The 17,770-nt window shown below is 62.4% G+C and carries 12 protein-coding genes and 1 pseudogene; 2 read left to right on the top strand and 11 right to left on the bottom strand.

Annotated elements, in window-relative coordinates; genetic code table 11:
• Nucleotides 1-610 precede the first annotated feature (610 nt).
• Complete coding sequence (locus tag BG57_RS26520; RefSeq protein WP_035969832.1) at nucleotides 611-1,708, bottom strand: NADH:flavin oxidoreductase/NADH oxidase; 1,098 nt, start codon at nucleotides 1,706-1,708, stop codon at nucleotides 611-613.
• Nucleotides 1,709-1,796: 88 nt separating this feature from the next.
• Between BG57_RS26520 and BG57_RS26515 the strand changes: the two genes are divergently transcribed.
• Nucleotides 1,797-2,126 (top strand): ArsR/SmtB family transcription factor, encoded by a 330-nt coding sequence (locus tag BG57_RS26515; RefSeq protein WP_035969830.1) that lies wholly within the window; start codon nucleotides 1,797-1,799, stop codon nucleotides 2,124-2,126.
• Nucleotides 2,127-2,344: 218 nt separating this feature from the next.
• On the opposite strand, the gene BG57_RS26510 is transcribed toward BG57_RS26515, so the two are convergent.
• Complete coding sequence (locus tag BG57_RS26510) at nucleotides 2,345-2,707, bottom strand: BON domain-containing protein (RefSeq protein ID WP_035969828.1); 363 nt, start codon at nucleotides 2,705-2,707, stop codon at nucleotides 2,345-2,347.
• Nucleotides 2,708-3,404: 697 nt separating this feature from the next.
• On the opposite strand from BG57_RS26510, the gene BG57_RS33140 reads away from it, so the two are divergent.
• A complete protein-coding gene (locus BG57_RS33140) occupies nucleotides 3,405-3,551 on the top strand; it encodes a hypothetical protein (protein WP_160174753.1) in 147 nt (48 codons plus the stop codon).
• Nucleotides 3,552-3,628: 77 nt separating this feature from the next.
• On the opposite strand, the gene BG57_RS26505 is transcribed toward BG57_RS33140, so the two are convergent.
• The 9 genes and pseudogenes from BG57_RS26505 to BG57_RS26465 all read right to left on the bottom strand — a co-directional run.
• Nucleotides 3,629-5,782, bottom strand: coding sequence for a filamentous hemagglutinin N-terminal domain-containing protein (locus tag BG57_RS26505; RefSeq protein WP_229753936.1), 2,154 nt, complete (start codon nucleotides 5,780-5,782; stop codon nucleotides 3,629-3,631).
• 704 nt (nucleotides 5,783-6,486) lie between these two features.
• On the bottom strand, nucleotides 6,487-9,615 hold the full coding sequence (locus tag BG57_RS26500; protein WP_035969827.1) for an efflux RND transporter permease subunit: 3,129 nt from the start codon (nucleotides 9,613-9,615) through the stop codon (nucleotides 6,487-6,489).
• A 42-nt stretch (nucleotides 9,616-9,657) separates the two neighbouring features.
• Nucleotides 9,658-10,716, bottom strand: coding sequence for an efflux RND transporter periplasmic adaptor subunit (locus tag BG57_RS26495; protein ID WP_035969825.1), 1,059 nt, complete (start codon nucleotides 10,714-10,716; stop codon nucleotides 9,658-9,660).
• Nucleotides 10,716-12,105, bottom strand: a pseudogene (locus BG57_RS26490) (TolC family protein). Before BG57_RS26490 ends, BG57_RS26495 begins: the two are co-directional and overlap by 1 nt.
• Nucleotides 12,106-12,185: 80 nt before the next feature.
• On the bottom strand, nucleotides 12,186-13,484 hold the full coding sequence (locus BG57_RS26485; RefSeq protein WP_035969824.1) for a sensor histidine kinase: 1,299 nt from the start codon (nucleotides 13,482-13,484) through the stop codon (nucleotides 12,186-12,188).
• The gene (locus tag BG57_RS26480) at nucleotides 13,474-14,163 is read right to left on the bottom strand and encodes a response regulator transcription factor (protein WP_035969823.1); all 690 of its coding nucleotides are present in this window, start codon (nucleotides 14,161-14,163) and stop codon (nucleotides 13,474-13,476) included. Before BG57_RS26480 ends, BG57_RS26485 begins: the two co-directional genes overlap by 11 nt.
• A gap of 620 nt (nucleotides 14,164-14,783) precedes the next feature.
• A complete protein-coding gene (locus BG57_RS26475) occupies nucleotides 14,784-15,539 on the bottom strand; it encodes a COG4705 family protein (RefSeq protein ID WP_035969822.1) in 756 nt (251 codons plus the stop codon).
• Between the two features lie 640 nt (nucleotides 15,540-16,179).
• Entirely contained in the window at nucleotides 16,180-17,196 is a 1,017-nt protein-coding gene (locus BG57_RS26470; RefSeq protein WP_229753935.1) for a lysylphosphatidylglycerol synthase domain-containing protein, read from the bottom strand.
• Nucleotides 17,193-17,770 (bottom strand): ChbG/HpnK family deacetylase (locus tag BG57_RS26465; protein ID WP_152562711.1); only part of this gene is annotated, 578 nt, incomplete at its 5' end. The genes BG57_RS26465 and BG57_RS26470, both read right to left, overlap by 4 nt.

Raw genomic sequence — 17,770 nt, 5'->3', positions numbered from 1 at the left:
ATCGAAATGTCCCGATGAGCGTGTCAGTCCATGTCCCACAGGATTGCCTTGATAGAAGCCTGATTATTCTTGTCACGCCATGCGAGGCGCTTGCCGAAGGCTGCGCTTCATCGGCCATGATCTATGCGATGCACCAAAGCCAGGTCGTGTGTATCGTCGATCACGGTGTGGCCGTGCCCCGGGAGCGCGACTTCCCTGCGAACGCGTGTGCATCGAGTGCGTCGAGATGGTCGTAAAACTGTTGCGCCTGCACGTAAAGCCTCTCGATGGGCCGGACGTCTCTTGATGAAGTGCAACGGTCATTCCGATCCGCTGAATGGTGCGTCCGACGCCGAAACACGGTTAATTGCTCGAAAAGCCCGGCCCGGGGACGCGGCAACGAGCAAGCGCATGAGTTTGCGGTGGCATTACCGTCCGACGGGAGATGCTTGCATGGAGTGCATGCGGTCCGTGCAGCTTCGTTTATCCAAGGTATTCGCAATGGATAGAGTCGCGCTGCAGACGTGTGTCCGCAGCACGACTCATTTCACGATTATGCGAGAAACGCCGACCCGATGCGTGCGCCGCCGGTCAGATCAGCAGCAACCGCCGTGATCGGCGTCGACTTCAATCAAGCAACCGCGTAACGTTCGAGCCAATGCGCGTAAGGCGCCGGCAGCGTCCACGACGGTCGTTCGATACCGAGCTTCTTCGCCGCGTGGTACGGCCAGTGCGGATCGGCCAGATGCGCGTGCCCGACCATCACCAGGTCCAGCTGACCGTTCTTGACGGAGCGGTCGGCCAGTTCCGGCGTATCGATGCCCCACGCCGATGAGACGGCAATGTCAGCCTCGCGGCGCACACGCTCCGCGATCGTTGCAAGAAACGCCGGCGCCCACGGGATGGCCGCCTTCGGCGTGGAGAAGCCCACGCTGACACTCAGCATATCCAGCCCTTCGCGCTTGAAGTTCTTCGCCAGTTCAATCGACTCAGCGAGGGTTTCTTCGTCGCGTCCGTCGTACTCGATCACGCCGAATCTCGCCGTCAACGGCAGATGCTCAGGCCATACCTTGCGTACTGCGGCCAGCGTTTCCAGCAGGAAGCGGCTGCGGTTCTCGAGGCTGCCGCCGTATGCGTCGTCGCGTTGATTGGAATGTGTGGAAAAGAAGCTCTGGCCGAGGTAGCCGTGCGCGAAGTGCAACTCGAGCCATTCGAAGCCGGCATCGAGCGCGCGCCTGGCAGCCGCGACGAAGTCTTCGCGAACGCGCGCGATGTCGTCGAGCGTCATCGCTTTGGGCACTTTCGACAGACCGCCGCCGAAGGGAATCGCCGACGGAGCGAGGGTCGCCCAGCCCCGGGGATCGCTGTCGGCGATATGGTCGTCACCTTCCCACGGCCGGTTCGCGCTGGCTTTGCGGCCCGCGTGACCGATCTGAATGCCGGGCACGGCGCCCGCTGCCTTGATCGATGCGACCACGGGCGCGAACGCCTGCGCCTGCTCGTCGGTCCAGATGCCCGCACAGCCCGGTGTAATCCGGCCCTCGGGCGACACCGCGGTTGCCTCGACGATCACCAGCCCCGCGCCCCCGCGTGCCAGACCGGCCAGGTGCACGCGGTGCCAGTCGTTGATCAGACCGTCTTCGGCGGTGTACTGGCACATCGGCGGAATGGCGATGCGGTTGCGCAGGGAAACGTCCTTGAGCTTGTAGGGCTGAAATAATGCGGACATCAGGCTAAACTCCTCTGGATAAGGCTTGTACGTTAGTTCGATGAATATCGAACTATTGAGTATGGCAGAAACCTCTACCTTTTGCACAATGCGCACTTATTCCCATCCTGGCGCCGAGGACTTCACGCTAGCGCGGCTCTTCCACGCGCTGAGCGACCCGGTGCGCCTTGAGATCGTCCGTCGACTTGCAACGGTCGACGAAGCCACCTGCGGCGACCTCGACGGTGGACGCCCGAAGTCGAGCGTCTCCCATCATTTCCGAATTCTGCGCGAAGCCGGTCTGGTGCGCACGCGTGTTGCCGGCACCGTGCACCAGAATTCATTGCGGCGCGCGGATCTAGATGCGCGCTTTCCGGGCCTAATGGAGGCGGTCATCAAGCAGGTCGCCAATGAACCCGCATTGAGCGAATCGGCTTGAAAGTCGGCTGAAGGCTGGTGGAAAGATAGGCGCGAGCGCGACGGTGCGCACCATGAAAGCCGGGACGGCGAACCCCTTTCCCGATGTAGCGGTGTCAGCCCAGACGGCGCGTCATAGAGCGTCAGCCTGATCAATCTTCGCTGTACAGAATAAGGGGTGGTCGCTTCCGTATTCACGAGGTGGTGAGATCGAATCCTTCAGTCCCGGCGGCGTGGAGCTTACTGCCCTCCATACTGGACCGTCAGAACGTTCTTCACCGAGGAGACGCCATCCACGGTTTTCGCGATAGCGGCGGCCTTGTCGATCTGGGTCTGATCGGCAGCGTGCCCGCTGAGCGTGATTACACCGTTTTTCGCGATTACGCTGATGCCGTTCGTCTGAACGCCGCCTTTCTGAAGCGCCTGGGACACTTTCCGGCTGAGCGCCCTGTTGGCTGTACGAATTTGCTTCTTCGACATTCCCGCACTCGCGGACGGCGCGCCTGAGGCGGCGGTGGTGCCGGCCGTTTGCGGCCAAACGTTGACGGAAAACACGGTCGCCAGGGCGATCGCGGCAAGTCTGAGCACATTGATCGTCTTCATCGCTTAGCTCCAGGTTCGCTTGAATCTCATTGAGGGGCACGCTGAATTCTAGGCGGCCATGCGTGACTTCCAAGAGATACTTCAATCTTGAGGATAACCAAGCTCAATTCCGGCCCAACGCGTCGGTTCAGAATGTTCGTGCCACTTGTTGGTGCGCACAGCGCTAACGCCGAGCGCAGAAGGCACGCATCCTTCGTCGGCACGTCGGCTTCGCGGGGTGATCGGTTATCTTAAGGGCCGCCCGGCAAGCGATGGCAAGATCCGGGGAAAAGCTGTCTGAGGCGCGTGGGGACGCGAGAAAGAAGCTTGTAGTCTGGTCCTGTTTCATCGATGGACTGCGTTCAACTCGTTCCCGCTCGGTAGCGCTTTCGGATCAAGCACAGGCTTCCGACGCGTAAGGGACGCTCGATCGTTCGAAAACCCTGCCCTCTGAACGGCCGGAGATGGCCGCTTGCTGTCCGTCGCGGGCGATTGGCCAAACCGACCGCTTCCGGCCGTTCGGCTCATGGCCTTGTGAATGGCTGCGATCGGAAGTGCAACCGTCACCCAGTATGGGAAAATAATCGATCGGCCCAGTGTGTATCGCGATCAAGTTGCCCCAATGCGTTCGGTCCACGGCGTCTAACAGCGGTTTGCGCCGTCGATAGTTGCTCTCATCTGTGAGCCTGATAAGAGGCTTAGGCCTGGCACGGAGGCCATGCTGACCCGCGTGATGCGCGCGATGTGGTCAGGCAGATTCATGCTCGCGACGTCACCGCTCGTTGGCTCGCCCGGCAATCACGGGCGTTGGGTCGCGCTGACCGCTGTCACGGTGGCGCGACCTGTGACGCTGCCCATGCAGTGACCGTCGATCGAGCGGGCGTCGTGTGAGGGAGCGAACCGCGCGGTTAGCGTCGATAGAGTTGGCGTAAGGAACGCAAGCTATTGCTGTAGTTGCCATCTCAGTATCGGGTGCGTGGTGTTCGGCAATATCACCCAGGTCCCGCCAGCGCCGAAATCCCACGTCGGGCCGAAGCTGGCCGCTACGCTCATCTGTCCGGTCGTGAGGCCATTGGCCGTGCTCACGGATGTCCCCATTCCGACTCCGGACGATTGTCCCGATTTATCGCGGTCCCAGAAAACGTCGGCGGCGATCTTGCCGGCGTTATATTCTGCGATGCCGCCCCTGTAGAACGGCAGCGGGAACGTATTGACTGGGCCGCTTGCGAACGACTGCTCGATCGTACCGCTGTTGGAGTCGACCAATCCGCCCTGACCACTAAAGGCCGATACCGATGCCGTCGAATAGGATTGCCGGATCAATCCCGAATTGCTGGCTGCCAGTCCGCCGGCCGATGAATGCGAACCGCCACCGGCGCTACCTGTCGCGAACGATTGCAGAATGGTCCCGCTGTTGTTACCGACGAGCCCGCCGGACCCGCCAGACCCCGAGACCGCGACATTGCTGCCCGCACGATATATCACACCGGAATTCGTTCCTATCAACCCGGCAGAAGGTCCGCTTGCCACGTCCATCACAATACCGTCAGCATAGACGTTCGACACCAGCCCGGACGACCGGGCAGCGAGCCCGCCTGCAGGGACGAAGTACACGGTTATGCGCTCGTTGGCGAGCTTGAGATTGCGCACGACGCCAGTGTTGCCGATGGTTGAAAAAAGGCCGGCGCCAGAGCGATCAGTGACATCATCCTCGGAGAAAATGCCGACGTTGGCAATGGTGTGTCCGAGACCGTCTAGTTGCCCTATGAAGCCATTCGCCGTTCCAGTATCTATGGGCTGGAAGTTGTTGGCGGCAGGACTCGCATCGATGTCGCGGCCCAGCGCGTAGGTTCCGCCAAGACGCTGCGAGATCTTGTTCAGGTCGTCCAACGAGTCGACCAGCACGTAGTCCGTGAACTGGCTTCGGATGCCACTGTATGCCGGAACAGTCCATGTGGCATTGCTCTTTGTGTATCCGGCTACATCTAGCCCGTTGCCATCGTGGTAACTCGACACGAGCCCCGAACTCTTCGACCAGTCGATGGTGCCGAGATTCGCGACGCCGCCTCCGTTGTTCTGCCCGCCCATGTCGGCGCGCAGAAGCAGATTGGCCGTCCCGCTATTGGCAAGCGTCGCCATTGGACCGACCGTGACCGAACCCGCGGCGTTGAGCGTGAGGGATGCGTTGCCGGCCCAGCGCATCGTCTGTTCCATCACGATGTCGCCTCGGGAGGCGACGAGCGTCAGTGACGTGCCCTGCCCCGACTGACTAAGCAGCGCCGCCGTCGTCAACGGGCCGACGTTGAACACCGGCGCATTCAGATTCCAGTTCGCCGCGTGAACATCGGCATTGTCGAGATGCAGCGCCGCGCCCTTGGTGTCGACGGTTCCGCCGCCAACCGGATTCGTTGCTTCGATTCGGCCGTGGACGTGCGCCGTGCCGTCATTGGCGATGAGCCATACGTGACCGTCGCGAGTCGCCGTGCCTGTGGCGCGCAAAGCATTCGTGTTGCCCGCGAGCGCGTACACTTTGCCATCCGCAGCCTGCAGCGCAATCTGGGCCGCGGCGATCGTCCCTTTGTCGACGACATCGCCGCGGCTGCCCGTCGATTGCACGAAGGTCTGCGGCAGACCGGTGGTGCCGCGCACCAGCACCTGGTCGCCGGCCGCCAGTTCCGCCGAGCCGGACGGGGCGCTGATCGTGCCGTCGTTCTCGACGAGCTTGCGCGCGATCAGGAACACGTCGCCGCCAGTGGAGGTGATCTTGCCAAGGTTCAAGACGACGCCAGTGCCACTGCCGGTGAAAGTGAGCGGACCGCCTGCCATGAAGGCGTCGTTGCTGATATCCAGCGCGGACGCGACGAAGCGCCCGCCCGTAGTCACGACTCCGCTCGGGCCGACGAGGACGCCCTGCGGGTTGATCAGATAGAAGCTACCGGTCGCGCTCAGGGATCCTCTGAGCACGGACTGTTCTGCGCCGGTCACGCGGCTTAGCGTCGCGCCCGAACCGTTCTGGATCATGACAGCATGGTCTTTGTCGATGGAGAAACTGCACCAGTCGATGACGGCGCGCGATGTCGACTGCGTGACGGTCAACCGTGCGCCCGTGAAAGTTATCGCACCGGCCCCCGCGACGAACTTTCCTCCGCTCGGCAAGGGAGCCGCCGCCCATACATTGCAAGCGACCGCGAGTCCCGCCCCGAGCAAGACGGTTGCAGTGCGGCGAAGCGCCTTTGCTTGAACCGGACGAGGCGTTCTCACCCGTCTGTTCATTGATGCGGAACGGCTGCGCATGTCATGTCCCCGTCTACGTACGTCAACGTCCACCACCTACAAGGCAGTTAACATCAACATAGACCAAGCGCGACCATTTATCCGGAAGGTTTCGAGTAGGAGCCCGCGCCCGGCGAAACGACCGACCGCGCGCGTTGCAAGAGCAAACGACCGCCGGTGTCGCCGCCAAGTTCTCGGTGCCGACATAAGCAGACATTCGACTGCGAAAAACGCTCCCGGGACCTATCAGCTCACTTTTGTTTGATACGAACAGAATACCGGGCGCGATGTGTGCGGGCCCCGAGGCCCCGCCAGAGGGCGACGAACGGGGCTAGCACAACGCGCTTGCCGCCGTGTCAGCCAGGCATTCACCGCCCCTGCGCCGATCAGCGCGCCTGCGACGAACATGACAACGCCTGTCGAAACGAAGGCGCCGATCGCCGCAAACTCCGTACTGGCGGCGCACACCACGGCAAGCATGAGAAAGGGACGTTCGCTGAGCGACATCAACAAGGCATGGATGGACATCACTGCTCCACGATTGCGCCGCCGCTGGCGGCGGGTTCAGCAAGTTCATCTCGCTCGAAACGTCCATAGCGCAAGGCCAGCGTCGGCAATACGATCAGGTTCAACGCGGTAGATGTAATCAGCCCGCCGAGGATCACGACCGCCATCGGCCCTTCGATCTCGTTGCCGGCCGCACCGCTTGTTACGGCGAGCGGCAGAAGCGCCAGCGCGGTGACCAGTGCGGTCATCAGAATCGGCACGAGACGTTCGGAGGCGCCGCGAACGGCCGTATCGCGGTTCCATGGCTGTCCCTCCACATGTACGAGGTGCTCGTAGTGGCTGATCAGCATGATCGAGTTGCGCAGGGAAATGCCGAACAGCGTAACGAATCCGACCATGCTGCCGAGGGACAAATTCGCGCCTGTCATCACGACGCCGAGCACGCCGCCCACAAGTGCAAACGGCAGATTCGTCATAACCAGCAGCACGCCGCGCCGGCTTTTGAGCGCAAAAAAAAGCAGCAACGCAATGCCGATCAGCGACATGGCGCCGTAGATCAGCAGGTCATGCTGGGACTGCGCGCGCGCTTCGCTCTCACCAGCAAACACCGCGTACGTTCCCTGCGGCATGGTGACTTCGTGACTCAAACGGCCCTGTGCCTCCGTGACGAAATCACTCACCGCCCGGCTGCCAAGGTTGACCGACACCGTCTGCATGCGCCGCCCGCCGTCGTGAGTTATCTGATAGCGGCCCGAGACCTGGCGAATCGACGCGAGATCACGCAGCGGCACGGCAAGTCCATCCGGGTTGCGCAGCATCAGCGCGCCGACGCTGTCGAGTGCGGCGCGATCACGAGGCGCAAGCATCACCGCGACATCGTAGGTGCGGCTACCCTGATAAATTTGCGACACGGTCGTGCCCTGGTACGCCAACTGGATCGCGTCGAGCACTTCCAGCGGCCTGAACCCGTAACGGTTCAACTGTTCGGGGTGCAGCTTCACGTCGAGCTCAGGAATGCCGGGTGGCGATTCCACGCGTACACTCGCCGCGCCCCGTATCGCCCCCAGCACGCGTGCGATCTCCTGCGCCTTGCGATCGATCACATCGAGGTTGTCGCCGAACACATTGACCACGACCGGAGCGGTCACACCTGAAATCGTCTCGTCAATGCGCTCGACGAGAAACGTGTTGACGGACGTCGTGAGCCCGGGGAAGCGTGCAAGCGCCTGATTGATGCGATAGAGCGCCCAGCTCTGATCTGATGGGCTCATGGGTTTGAGATCGACTTCGAACTCGGAGAGTTGCACGCCCACGGGATCGACAACCTCGTTGGCGCGACCCGCGCGTTGAGCGACGAGACGCACGCCTGGAACCTGCATCAGGGCATGCGAAACCTGGGTGCCGATGCGCATCGATTCAGCGAGCGACGTGCCGGGAGCCAGACCCATGTGGACGATGAAGTGGCCCTCGCGCAGCTCCGGAATGAAGCTGCCGTTCATGAACGGCACCCAAGCGAGCGCCGCGACGCACATCAGTGCGACAACGATCATGACCGTTTTCACGCGTTGCTCGACCTTCACGAGCATCGCCACGTAGCGGACCTTCATGCGGGCGATCAGCCGCGGCTCGTCTTTTGGCAATGAGCCGCGCGCAAGCAGCGCGAGCGCCATCGCGGGCGTCAGAGTCAGCGCCACGCAGAGCGACGCGAGCACGGCGAGGATGTAAGCGATGCCCAGCGGCGCGAACAGCTTGCCGGCGACGCCTGACAGCGTGAGCACAGGCAGAAAAATCAACATCACGATGAAGGTGGCAAACACTACGGCGCTGCGAACCTCGAGCGACGCACGCAGCACCACGCGAAACGCGGGCATTGGCTTCGGCAGGCCGCGGTTGTCCCGCAAGCGGCGATAGATGTTTTCGACATCGATGATGGCGTCGTCGACGACTTCGCCCAGCGCAATGGCAAGACCGCCCAGCGTCATCGTGTTAAGGCTCAGGCCGAACGAGGTCAGCACGATGATCGCGACGAGCAGCGACAGCGGAATGGCCACCGCGGAAATCACCGCTGTGCGAAGGTTGAGAAGAAACAGGAAAAGTACGACAACGACCAGCACGGCACCGACGAGCAACGCCGTGCGCAAGTGACTCACCGATGCATCAATGAAATTCGCGGGCCGGAACACATCGGCGTTCACGTCTATGCCCTCCTTTCGAAGGACCGGCGCCAGGGTCGACAGGGTTTGCTCGATGTTCTTCGTGACCGCCATCGTATTGGTGCCGTACTGACTCTCGAGCACCAGCATCACGCCCGGCTGACCCATGATCGAGGCGGCGCCCATCGCGGGCGCCGGTGCCCAGGTCACCGTCGCGACATCGGCGAGTCGCACAGCGGCGCCATTGCTCCAATGCAGCACGATCGCGGCGAGCTTTTCAGGTGTGGAGATCTGGCCGTCGGTGTTGACGGCGATGCGCTGGTTATCGTTCTCGATGAAACCCGCGCCGCGCACGCCAGTCGATACGCGCGCCGCAGCCAATACGTCCTGCATCGTCATGCCGTAGCGCATCAGCTTGGCGGAATCAACCTGAATCTGGAGTTGACGCGTCTGGCCGCCGAAGACGATAACGTCAGCCACGCCCGGCAAGCTGAGCAACTGCGGCCTGATGGTCCACTGCGCAATGTCATGCAGCGCCATCAGGGAGTGCTTGTTCGACGTCAGTCCAATCGTACGTACCACGCTCGTCGTGGTGGTGAGCGGCAGCAGCTTCGGCGGCATGACACCCGCCGGCAGGGCTGCGGCTAGCGCGCTCACCCGCTCGGAGACGAGTTGGCGGACCTGCATCACGTTCGCATGGCCGTCGAAGACGAGCGTAATGGCGGACAGGCCCTGCATCGATTTCGAGCGCATCGATTGCAGTCCCACCATGCCGCCCAGGCCATTCTCGATCGGCTGTGTCACGAGCGTCTCCACCTGCTCGCTGGTGAGGCCGGGCGCCTCGGTCTGGACAATGCTCATGGGCGGAGCAAACTCCGGAAACACATCGAGCTTCGCACGGGTGAGCGAGTAGAGGCCGTAGCCGGCCGTGATGACGGCCAGCGCATAGATCACGCCGCGAAAGCGCAGCGAGAACCGGATAATTGCGTTGAGCATGAGCAGTCGGTGGGTTCGTGTCGTGCCGAGGGAAGTGACGGGTCAGTCGTCGCACTCGGGCGGGTCCTTGCAGGCCGTCCCTATCCCCTGGGGCTTTTGCTCCTCGGAAAGCAGCAACTGGGCGCCTTGCGTGACGACGCGGTCCCCCGCATGAAATCCAGTGGTTACGAGAATGCCGTGAGCGCTCTCGTTGCCGGACGGAAGATAGCGCCTTGTGAAATGATCCTGCGCAGTCTGCACGTAAGCCCATGGCTGCCCGCCGTACCAGATGACGGCTGCATCGGGCACGACAAGCATCTGTGAGGCCGCCGCTGAAGTCGGGACGTGCGCGCCGGTGCGTGTGCCGACTGGCAGCGCGCGGTCCGTGGCGTAGAACCACGGGCTGCCTTGCACGGATGGATCGGCGAGCGGCGACGCCGACAGCTTCGTCGCGGCAATAGATTGCCCGCCCACCCCGTCGACCGTGATGCGGGCGGGCGCGCCGCCGTTGAACCCCGCCGGCAGCGTCACACGCAGCACGGCCGTGCTGCCCGACAGCAGGCGCTGGAACAGGTCCGACGAGGAGTTCGTCGATGCGCGCGCAAGCGCATCACCGAATTGCTGGCGTATTGTCGCTTCCAGTCCGCTGACTGCTGCCTTGGCTGACTTGAGCTTCGCCTGATCCGCCTGCATTACTGCGCCCGCATCCTGCAGGCTCTTCTGAGAAACGTTGCGGTCGTCCTCGAACAACACGCTGCTGCGCTCATACTGCGTATGGGAGTTGGCAGCTTGTGCGGTGAGCGTATCGAGGTCGGCTCGAGCGGAGGCTAGCCGGTTGCGCAGATCGAAGAGCGGCTGCAAATCGACCACCGTTGCCCAAGCTGGGCTGTCAGGCTGCACCGTGATAGGCGCGAGCGGCGCAACCTCGATGTGGCTGGCGCGTTGAATGTCGGGGCTGACGGTCACCACGGTTTCGCCGTTGACAGTCTGCACACTCGACGGGGATGCTGTTTGCGTGGCCGTCGCCGCCGGTTCAGCGTGGAACGCCTCACAGATGTACCAACTCGCGCCGGCAGCCAGCACGATGCTGATGGCGCCAAAGAAGAGCAACCGATATTTCATTACAGTGGTTCCTGTTGGCTCAGAGATGCTTTCGTGAACTCCGGCTCAAGGGGCCGTTGCATTGCATCCTCGAGCGCATCAGCCGCCTGCCGCGCGGCGACGACGGCATCGAGATGCGTCATCTCGCTGACCTCGAAGTCGGCCTTCGCTTGCGTGAACGTCAGGCGATCGGTGTCGCCGGTGGCAAAAGCTGCCGCCCGATCGTCGAGCTGACGTCGTGCGGTCGCAAGGTGGCGCGCCGAGAGCTGCACGGCATCGAGACGGGACCGATAGCGCGCGAGCGCGTGGTTCAGATCGCCGAGGATCGAGTCCTGCAGAGCGGCCGTACGGGCCGCTGCTTCCTTGCGCTTCGCCTCGGCCTGCGCGATGTTCCCCTGGTTCTGGTCGAAAATCGGCAAGGTGATGCCGGCAATCCCGAAGCCGATCTTGTGCGTGCCGGTGTCATACGTGTAGCCGGTGCCGAGGTGAATGTCGGGATACTGCTTCGCCACTTCCAGTTGAAGCGCCGATTCGGCTGCCGCGTAGTCAGCGAGCGCAGAAAGCAGATCAGCGCGATGAAAAATGGCGTCACGCTGTGCTTCAGCGGCAGGCGGAGCGGCGGGCGAAGTAGCGAACTCGTCGAGGTCGAGCTGGACGTCTTCGAACGCGGCCACCGCAACCCCGATCGCCGACGCCAACTGCGCGAGCGCATCCTGTCGGGCGCTTTGGGCCGTGGCCAGATCGCTTTGCGCCTGGGTCGCCACGAGGACGGCTGCGTCGACATCCGGCCCGGAGTTCTCCCCCGACCGAGCGTCGCTTTTCGACCATCCGGACGACTTGCTCCAGCGCCTGAGCCTTGCGTGACAAAAATTCAGTGCGTTCGCGCGCGGCGTACAGCGCAAGCAGCGCATCGCGAACCTGGCCACGCACTTTCCACGCTTCGTTGCCAATTGCGAGGCGCGCGGATTCCGACAGGTGCGAGGCCTGATCGACGCGATAACCGCGCTTTCCGGCGATCTCGATCGGAATGTCGAGCGCGGGGCCCCAAATAAAGGGCGCTCCCGGTCCGGGATTGGGTGTGGCGAACTGAAACGGCAACTGGAGTACCGGATTCGGGATAGCATCGGCGACCTGAACGCCGGCTTTCGCGGTTTCCCATTGGGCGCGCGCGACATCGAGCGCCGGACTGTAATACCAGGCCGCAAGCGTGAGGATGCGCCGGTCCCAGCGGGCGACAGGCCATGGCTGGATCTCGTGACCGACTTCTCTCGTAAGAAACGCTCGCAGCTCATCGCTCGCGAGCGAGCGATGCTCGAACTGGTGAGCCAGTTGTGCGGGCGCAATTGGCTGTGCGTGATAAGTCGCGCAGCCAGCTAGCAGTGTCAGGACAGTCAGTACGGCTCGGCGCATTCCGCATCCATGGGTCTTGCTGCCGTACCCTTCAGGCAGCTACAGACCCGGATGCTACGCAACAGGATGTGAAATTTTTGTCAACAAGGTGGCCGATTGCCATCTGAGCCAGTCAGGGGAAGACTCACCGACACACGTGTGCCCCGATGTTCTGCGCTCTCGAGCCGGATTGCCCAGCCGTAGCGGTCGCAGATCTTCTTGACGATCGACAGGCCAATGCCGAAACCCCGCTGTTCGGTCTGCTCGGGCCCGGCCCGATAGAACCTGTCGAAGACGTGCGGCAACGCTTCTTCGGAGATGCCCGAGCCGGTGTCTTCGATGTGCAGCCAGCCGTCTGCGTACGAGAAACGTATGCAACCACGATCGGTGTACCGCACGGCATTGTCGACGAGGTTCGAAAGCACGATCGTCAGGGCAGACACGTTCGCGTTGACCTGCAAGCGGCTGTCAACGTCGATTACCGTATGCACGCCGCTGCTTGCCAGACGATCGGCAAACTGCGTCAACGTCGTCTCGATCACGTGCGCGAGTTCGACCGGCTCGATCCATTGGGGGGTATCGTCGCGGGCGAGCATCAGCAACACATTGACGAGTTCATGCATGCCGTCCGCCGCGCGGTTGATCTGGGCAAGCCGCGCGCGCGACTTGCCCTCAATGGCGGGATCGTGTTCGAGCAACTCACAACTGGTCTTGACCGCCGTAAGCGGCGTGCGCAATTCGTGGCTGACGTTTCCGGTGAAATCCTTCTCGCGCGCGATCATGTCGGCCATGCGCTGGTGATAGTCGTTGAAGGCCTCGGCCAGCCCGACGATCTCGACTTCGTCATACCTGCCCGGATTGATCGACGCGGTGCTTTCGTGCCGCAGCGCCTTTACCTGGCGAGCCAGGCCGGCGACCTGGCGCACCAGCAACCCTGAAACGCCGAACGAGAGCCAGACCGTCAGGAGCGCGAACACGCCCGTGCCGGCCATGAACGCGTTAATCATTTCCTTGAAGTGCTTCTCGTAGCGGCTGAAGTCGTAGACGCGATAAAGCCGGGTGTCCGCGACCGGCGTGATCGACACATGGATTTCCCGGTCGCCGACGATGATCTCGTGCGTTCCAGCAGGCAGCGTGGCGATGCTTGATGGAAGTGTGAGCCGTGCCTGATCCGCCGAAGAGACGTACCCGTGAAGTCGCACATCATACGGAGGCAGCTGCGAGGGATTGGTCTGGAAGCTTCGCAGCACGCTCTGTACGTCATCGTCGATCAGGGCAGCAATGAGCCGTTCTTCTTGAGCCTCCGCGAGCACCCGCACGCCAAGGGCCTGGGCTACCAGAAGCACGATCGTGAGCGCCGAAAAGACTAGCGCGACCTTGAAGCGCAGGCTACGTCGCATCGGTGTCGCGGGCGACGAGCCGGTAGCCGAGCCTGTGGACAGTTTCGATCAACTCCGGCTCGCCTTGCTGCGCCAATGCCTTGCGCAACATGTAGATGTGGGCGCGTAGCGTGTCGCTGTCGGGCAACTCGTCGCCCCAGACTTCGGCTTCGAGCTCGACCCGGCCGAATACGCGCCCGGGCGATTGCATCAGGATGCGCAGCAGTTGCAGGCCTTTCGGCTGCAGTTTGATGATCCGCCCGGCGCGCTCGACCGTGAGCGTCGTCAAGTCGAGCCGGACGTCTCCGAAGCGAATTTCCGGCGTGGCGACTTCGCCCCGGTACCGCTTGACCAGCGCGCCGAGCCGGGCGCCCACCTCGAGCAGCGAGAAAGGCTTGACAAGATAGTCGTCCGCACCGTGCACGAAACCGGTGAGCTTGTCGTCCAGCGCATCCCTTGCAGTGAGCATCAGCACCGGCGTGTCCCGGCGCGCCTCCTCGCGCAGCTTGCGGCACAGCGTCAGCCCGTCCATGTGCGGCAGCGACAGATCGAGCAGGATGGCGTCCCATGAATTTGCAATCGCCATCGCGAGTCCCATTCGGCCGTTGGAGGCGAGATCGACTTCGTATCCGTTCGCTTCCAGGTAGTCGTATAGATTCGCTGCGATCGCCGAATCGTCCTCGACAATGAGCACCTTCATCAAATTGCCATCCGTGAGATTTTTTTGCTTGGACGCTGAGACGCGGACGGCTTCTGTTCGCGAAACTGCGGTGCTACTCAGTTCTTCACGCGCAACCGGTCGAGATCGATGCGGAAAGGAAAGCGCATAGTGCAGCCGGGAGCGCGACAGTTTAACCAAGTTCAGCGCGATTGATTCTGTTGCAACTCGCGCGCGCCACGCGCGATTACTTATAGCGGTTCATCGGTGAGCGCATGCGACCTGCAGTTCGGACGCAAGGGAGCTTCGCCGAAGGCTACTCGCACACGGTTGACGAGCCGCTAGCAGAAGGCGTCTGACTAACGAAGTTCGTCTCGATTTCCTTCTGAGAGCTCAATCAACGTCGGCCGTCGAAGACTATTGTGCATCCTTCGGGACACGCAGTTGGCCGACCAATCCTCTGCTCAGCGAGTTGTGATTGCATCTTCACTTGGTCGGTACCGTCTCGTCCAGCGGAAGTGGCGCAAGCTAACGCTAGCGCAGGCCGGATACCGAGTCGCTCTAAGCCAGCGCGAACGTGGTCGTGTACGCGGTTGGCTAGCTAGGGTACAGCGGCGGTCACTGTCGCAGAACTCGTCCCGTTTCTTTTCCGCTGTGCGCGGTCAATGCGCTACTTGCGCGGGCCGTTGCCTGAACAGGCTAGCGCACACGACGATGAACGTTACAAGCGCGACAGATGCGCTGTAGCGGTTCATCGCCAGTCCTCCGTTAGCGAGCGGTTTATCTAGGAAATCGCCAACGACCGCGCCGAGCGGCCGCGTCAAGATAAATGCACTCCAGAACAGCAAGGTTCGCGAGACTCCGGTGAAGTAGTGAGCGGCCACGACTATGAGCAACAATCCGCCGAAAATCAGGCCGGCGCCCAGGTAACCGAAGCCGGCGCTATCGGCGGTCCAGTCGCCTAGCGCCGTGCCGAGCGTTTGCGAGAACATGATGGTGAGCCAATAGAAAGCCTCGGCTTTCGGAGACACGATTGTCGAGATCGACACCGAGCCCGTTACACGATGCCACAGCACCAGCGACACAAGCAGCAGCGCAAGCAAGATTATGCTCCCGCCCGCATAGCCGATCCCGAGCGAGCGGTCTGCGAAATCCGCGAGCGTCGTGCCGACCGTCGTCGTCGCGATGATCGTTGTCCAGTAGTACACCGGATGGAACCGATTTGCCCTGACCTGCATAGTGACTGCGACAATGAACACGGCGGCGAAGATCAGTGTACTGATCAGATACCCGAGGTTCATTGACATCGAAAGCGCGTCGCCGCCGGTTTCTCCGAGCGTGGTGGCCGCAATCTTGATTATCCAGAACGTTAAAGTGACTTCTGGAACCTTGGCAAACGCCTGCTTCGCTCTTTCCATGTCGTCTCCTGAAACGAGGAAAACCTCCAAGGGTAGTACCTAGCTGCTTAAGAGAACCTTAGTGGACCGTGCGAGAACGGCAAAAAGGGAGGCGTGCAGCATAGACGCCGTGGCATATGCGCTGTAGAGACATGCAATTGCCTCAGTGCAAACGAAAGAGCTGTGAAAACGACGTGCTCGCATTCGCTAAAAGCGCGCGGCGCAGAAACTCCAGACTGCAGCTCTCTGCGACGCCCTCTTCCTGTCGAAATGGGATGGTCGAAGGCCTCTCTAGCCCAAACACGCTGCGTCGGCGAAGGCAACAGCCGGCAGATGTCCGAGGCCAAGCTGACATCCAATAGGCAACATCAGGCATGGGTCCGTCTGGACCGTTCCGGCGAGGCTGAGTGCGCCTGCTTTGCGACCCGGCCTTGTGCTGCGCTCCGTCGCGGTGCGGGAGTCTATCAACGCTTCTTACCTGCAAAGAGGTCATCGATTCCGCTCGCGCGCTCGCTTAAGGTGTGGCTCGGTCCTGGGGGGCGCGCGGCATCAACAGGCGGGCGCAAGAAGCAACCGTCCCGCAATTCGCGGGCGGACTCGAACCCGTGCAATGTGGGCCGGGGTGGTTCAACGCGTCCGAGGTGGAGCGCAACTCCCGGCGTCAATGAAGCTGCCGCTTGTCTCGCTCGGCGTCCCACAGGTGGCTGCCGCGCGCAGTCTCGACGAGAAGCCACGACCCAATACCGAGCCCGCCCGACAGCACTTCGCGCATCCGCTTGATGAGCGCAAGCGACAGCGCAGCCTCCGTGCTCAGCCCCGCAATCTGGCTCGTCAGGACGATCGCCGCGTCCTGAACGCCCACGCCAAGCGGCACGAAGAAAGCCACATGCCGGGCAATCTGCGCGACGGCTTCTATGGCGAGCGCATTCGAGAACGTTATCGGAACGCCGATCGCCCAGAGCGCGAACTGATTCTCGAATGCGCCGACCACCTGACCCGTGAGCTGCGCGATGAGGGCTGCGAGCCATCTGCGCGGTGCATGCGTCTGCGCGCGGAGCGCATCGTCGAGTTGGCGGGTAGGCACCGCGATCAAGAGGGAATGACATCTGCCGAGCACGCGACGCGTCACTCTTATCAGCGTCAAAAATGGCGCCCCATGACGCAGCCACACATAGCTCGCAGCAACGGCCACGATCGTTGTCGCACTCGCTGCGGCGAGCGGCCATGCTGCGCGCCCCAGAGCGGCTGAACGCGCCAGCACGGCGATGCTGATGGTCGCGAATATCGCCTGCATTGCGAGCGTAATGAGCACTTCCACGATCACCGATGCAATGACCGCAGGTAGTTCATGCACTTTCCAACACGCGACTCGCACGCCGACCGCCTCGCCGCCGATGCTCGCCACCGGAAGCAATCGGCTGACCCCGTCGCGCACCGCCGCGATCCACCAAATGAACACGAACGGCGGTGCGCGCCCAAGCAGAATCCACCAGCCTGCTGCATCCAGTGCGAGCGGGAGCGCGCGGAACGGCACGAGCGCAAGCAGGGGCAACCCTGCGTCGGCCACCCGCGCGGTCGCGGGGCCGAGGCTGTCACGCAGTGCGAAGCCGACGGCAATCGCGGCAAGGAGCGCGATCATCAGCGTCCACGCGGCGGTCAACGGGTGCGTTCGCTTCAAGCGAGCCGCCTCGCGCCGAATGCATCGGCGGCAGCGGGGAAAACATCCGCGAAACCGCCGAACGCGAAGCCGCGTTGGCGGACAGCCTCCAAAGCCCTGGCGACGCGCGGCGATAACAGCGCGGCGAGCTCATCGGCGTGCCGGTAGTCTTGCATCGACGGCGTCAGCGGTACTCCGCCTTGCACCGCAGGGTGACAGTAGATTTCGACGACACCTCCGGTGTGGCTTCCGATTTCTGCTATGGCGGCCAGCCACGCGGTTTCGTCGAAGCGTCCAGTCTGGGCGATTCCAATCACGTAGTCGTTGTGCGCGATGCGCGCCCGCGCGAGACGTCTGCGCACGAGTGCGGTCCATGGTCTGAGCCAGAGCGGCGCGCGGGCTTCTGACGGCAGCCGCATCGCGTGCATGCCGTAGTCGCGCCCGATAGCGAGAATCAGCGAGAGCACGACCGGATGAACATGCCGATGCTTGTGCGTGTTTACATGATCGAGAGGCAAGCCGGTTGCAATGAATGCCTCGAACTGCGCGCGAATTTCCTCCGCAAGCTGTCGGCGCACGTGCGGAAGCAAGGAAT

Source organism: Caballeronia grimmiae (assembly GCF_000698555.1).
GTDB lineage: Bacteria > Pseudomonadota > Gammaproteobacteria > Burkholderiales > Burkholderiaceae > Caballeronia > Caballeronia grimmiae.
This window is presented reverse-complemented; position numbering and strand designations above follow the sequence as displayed.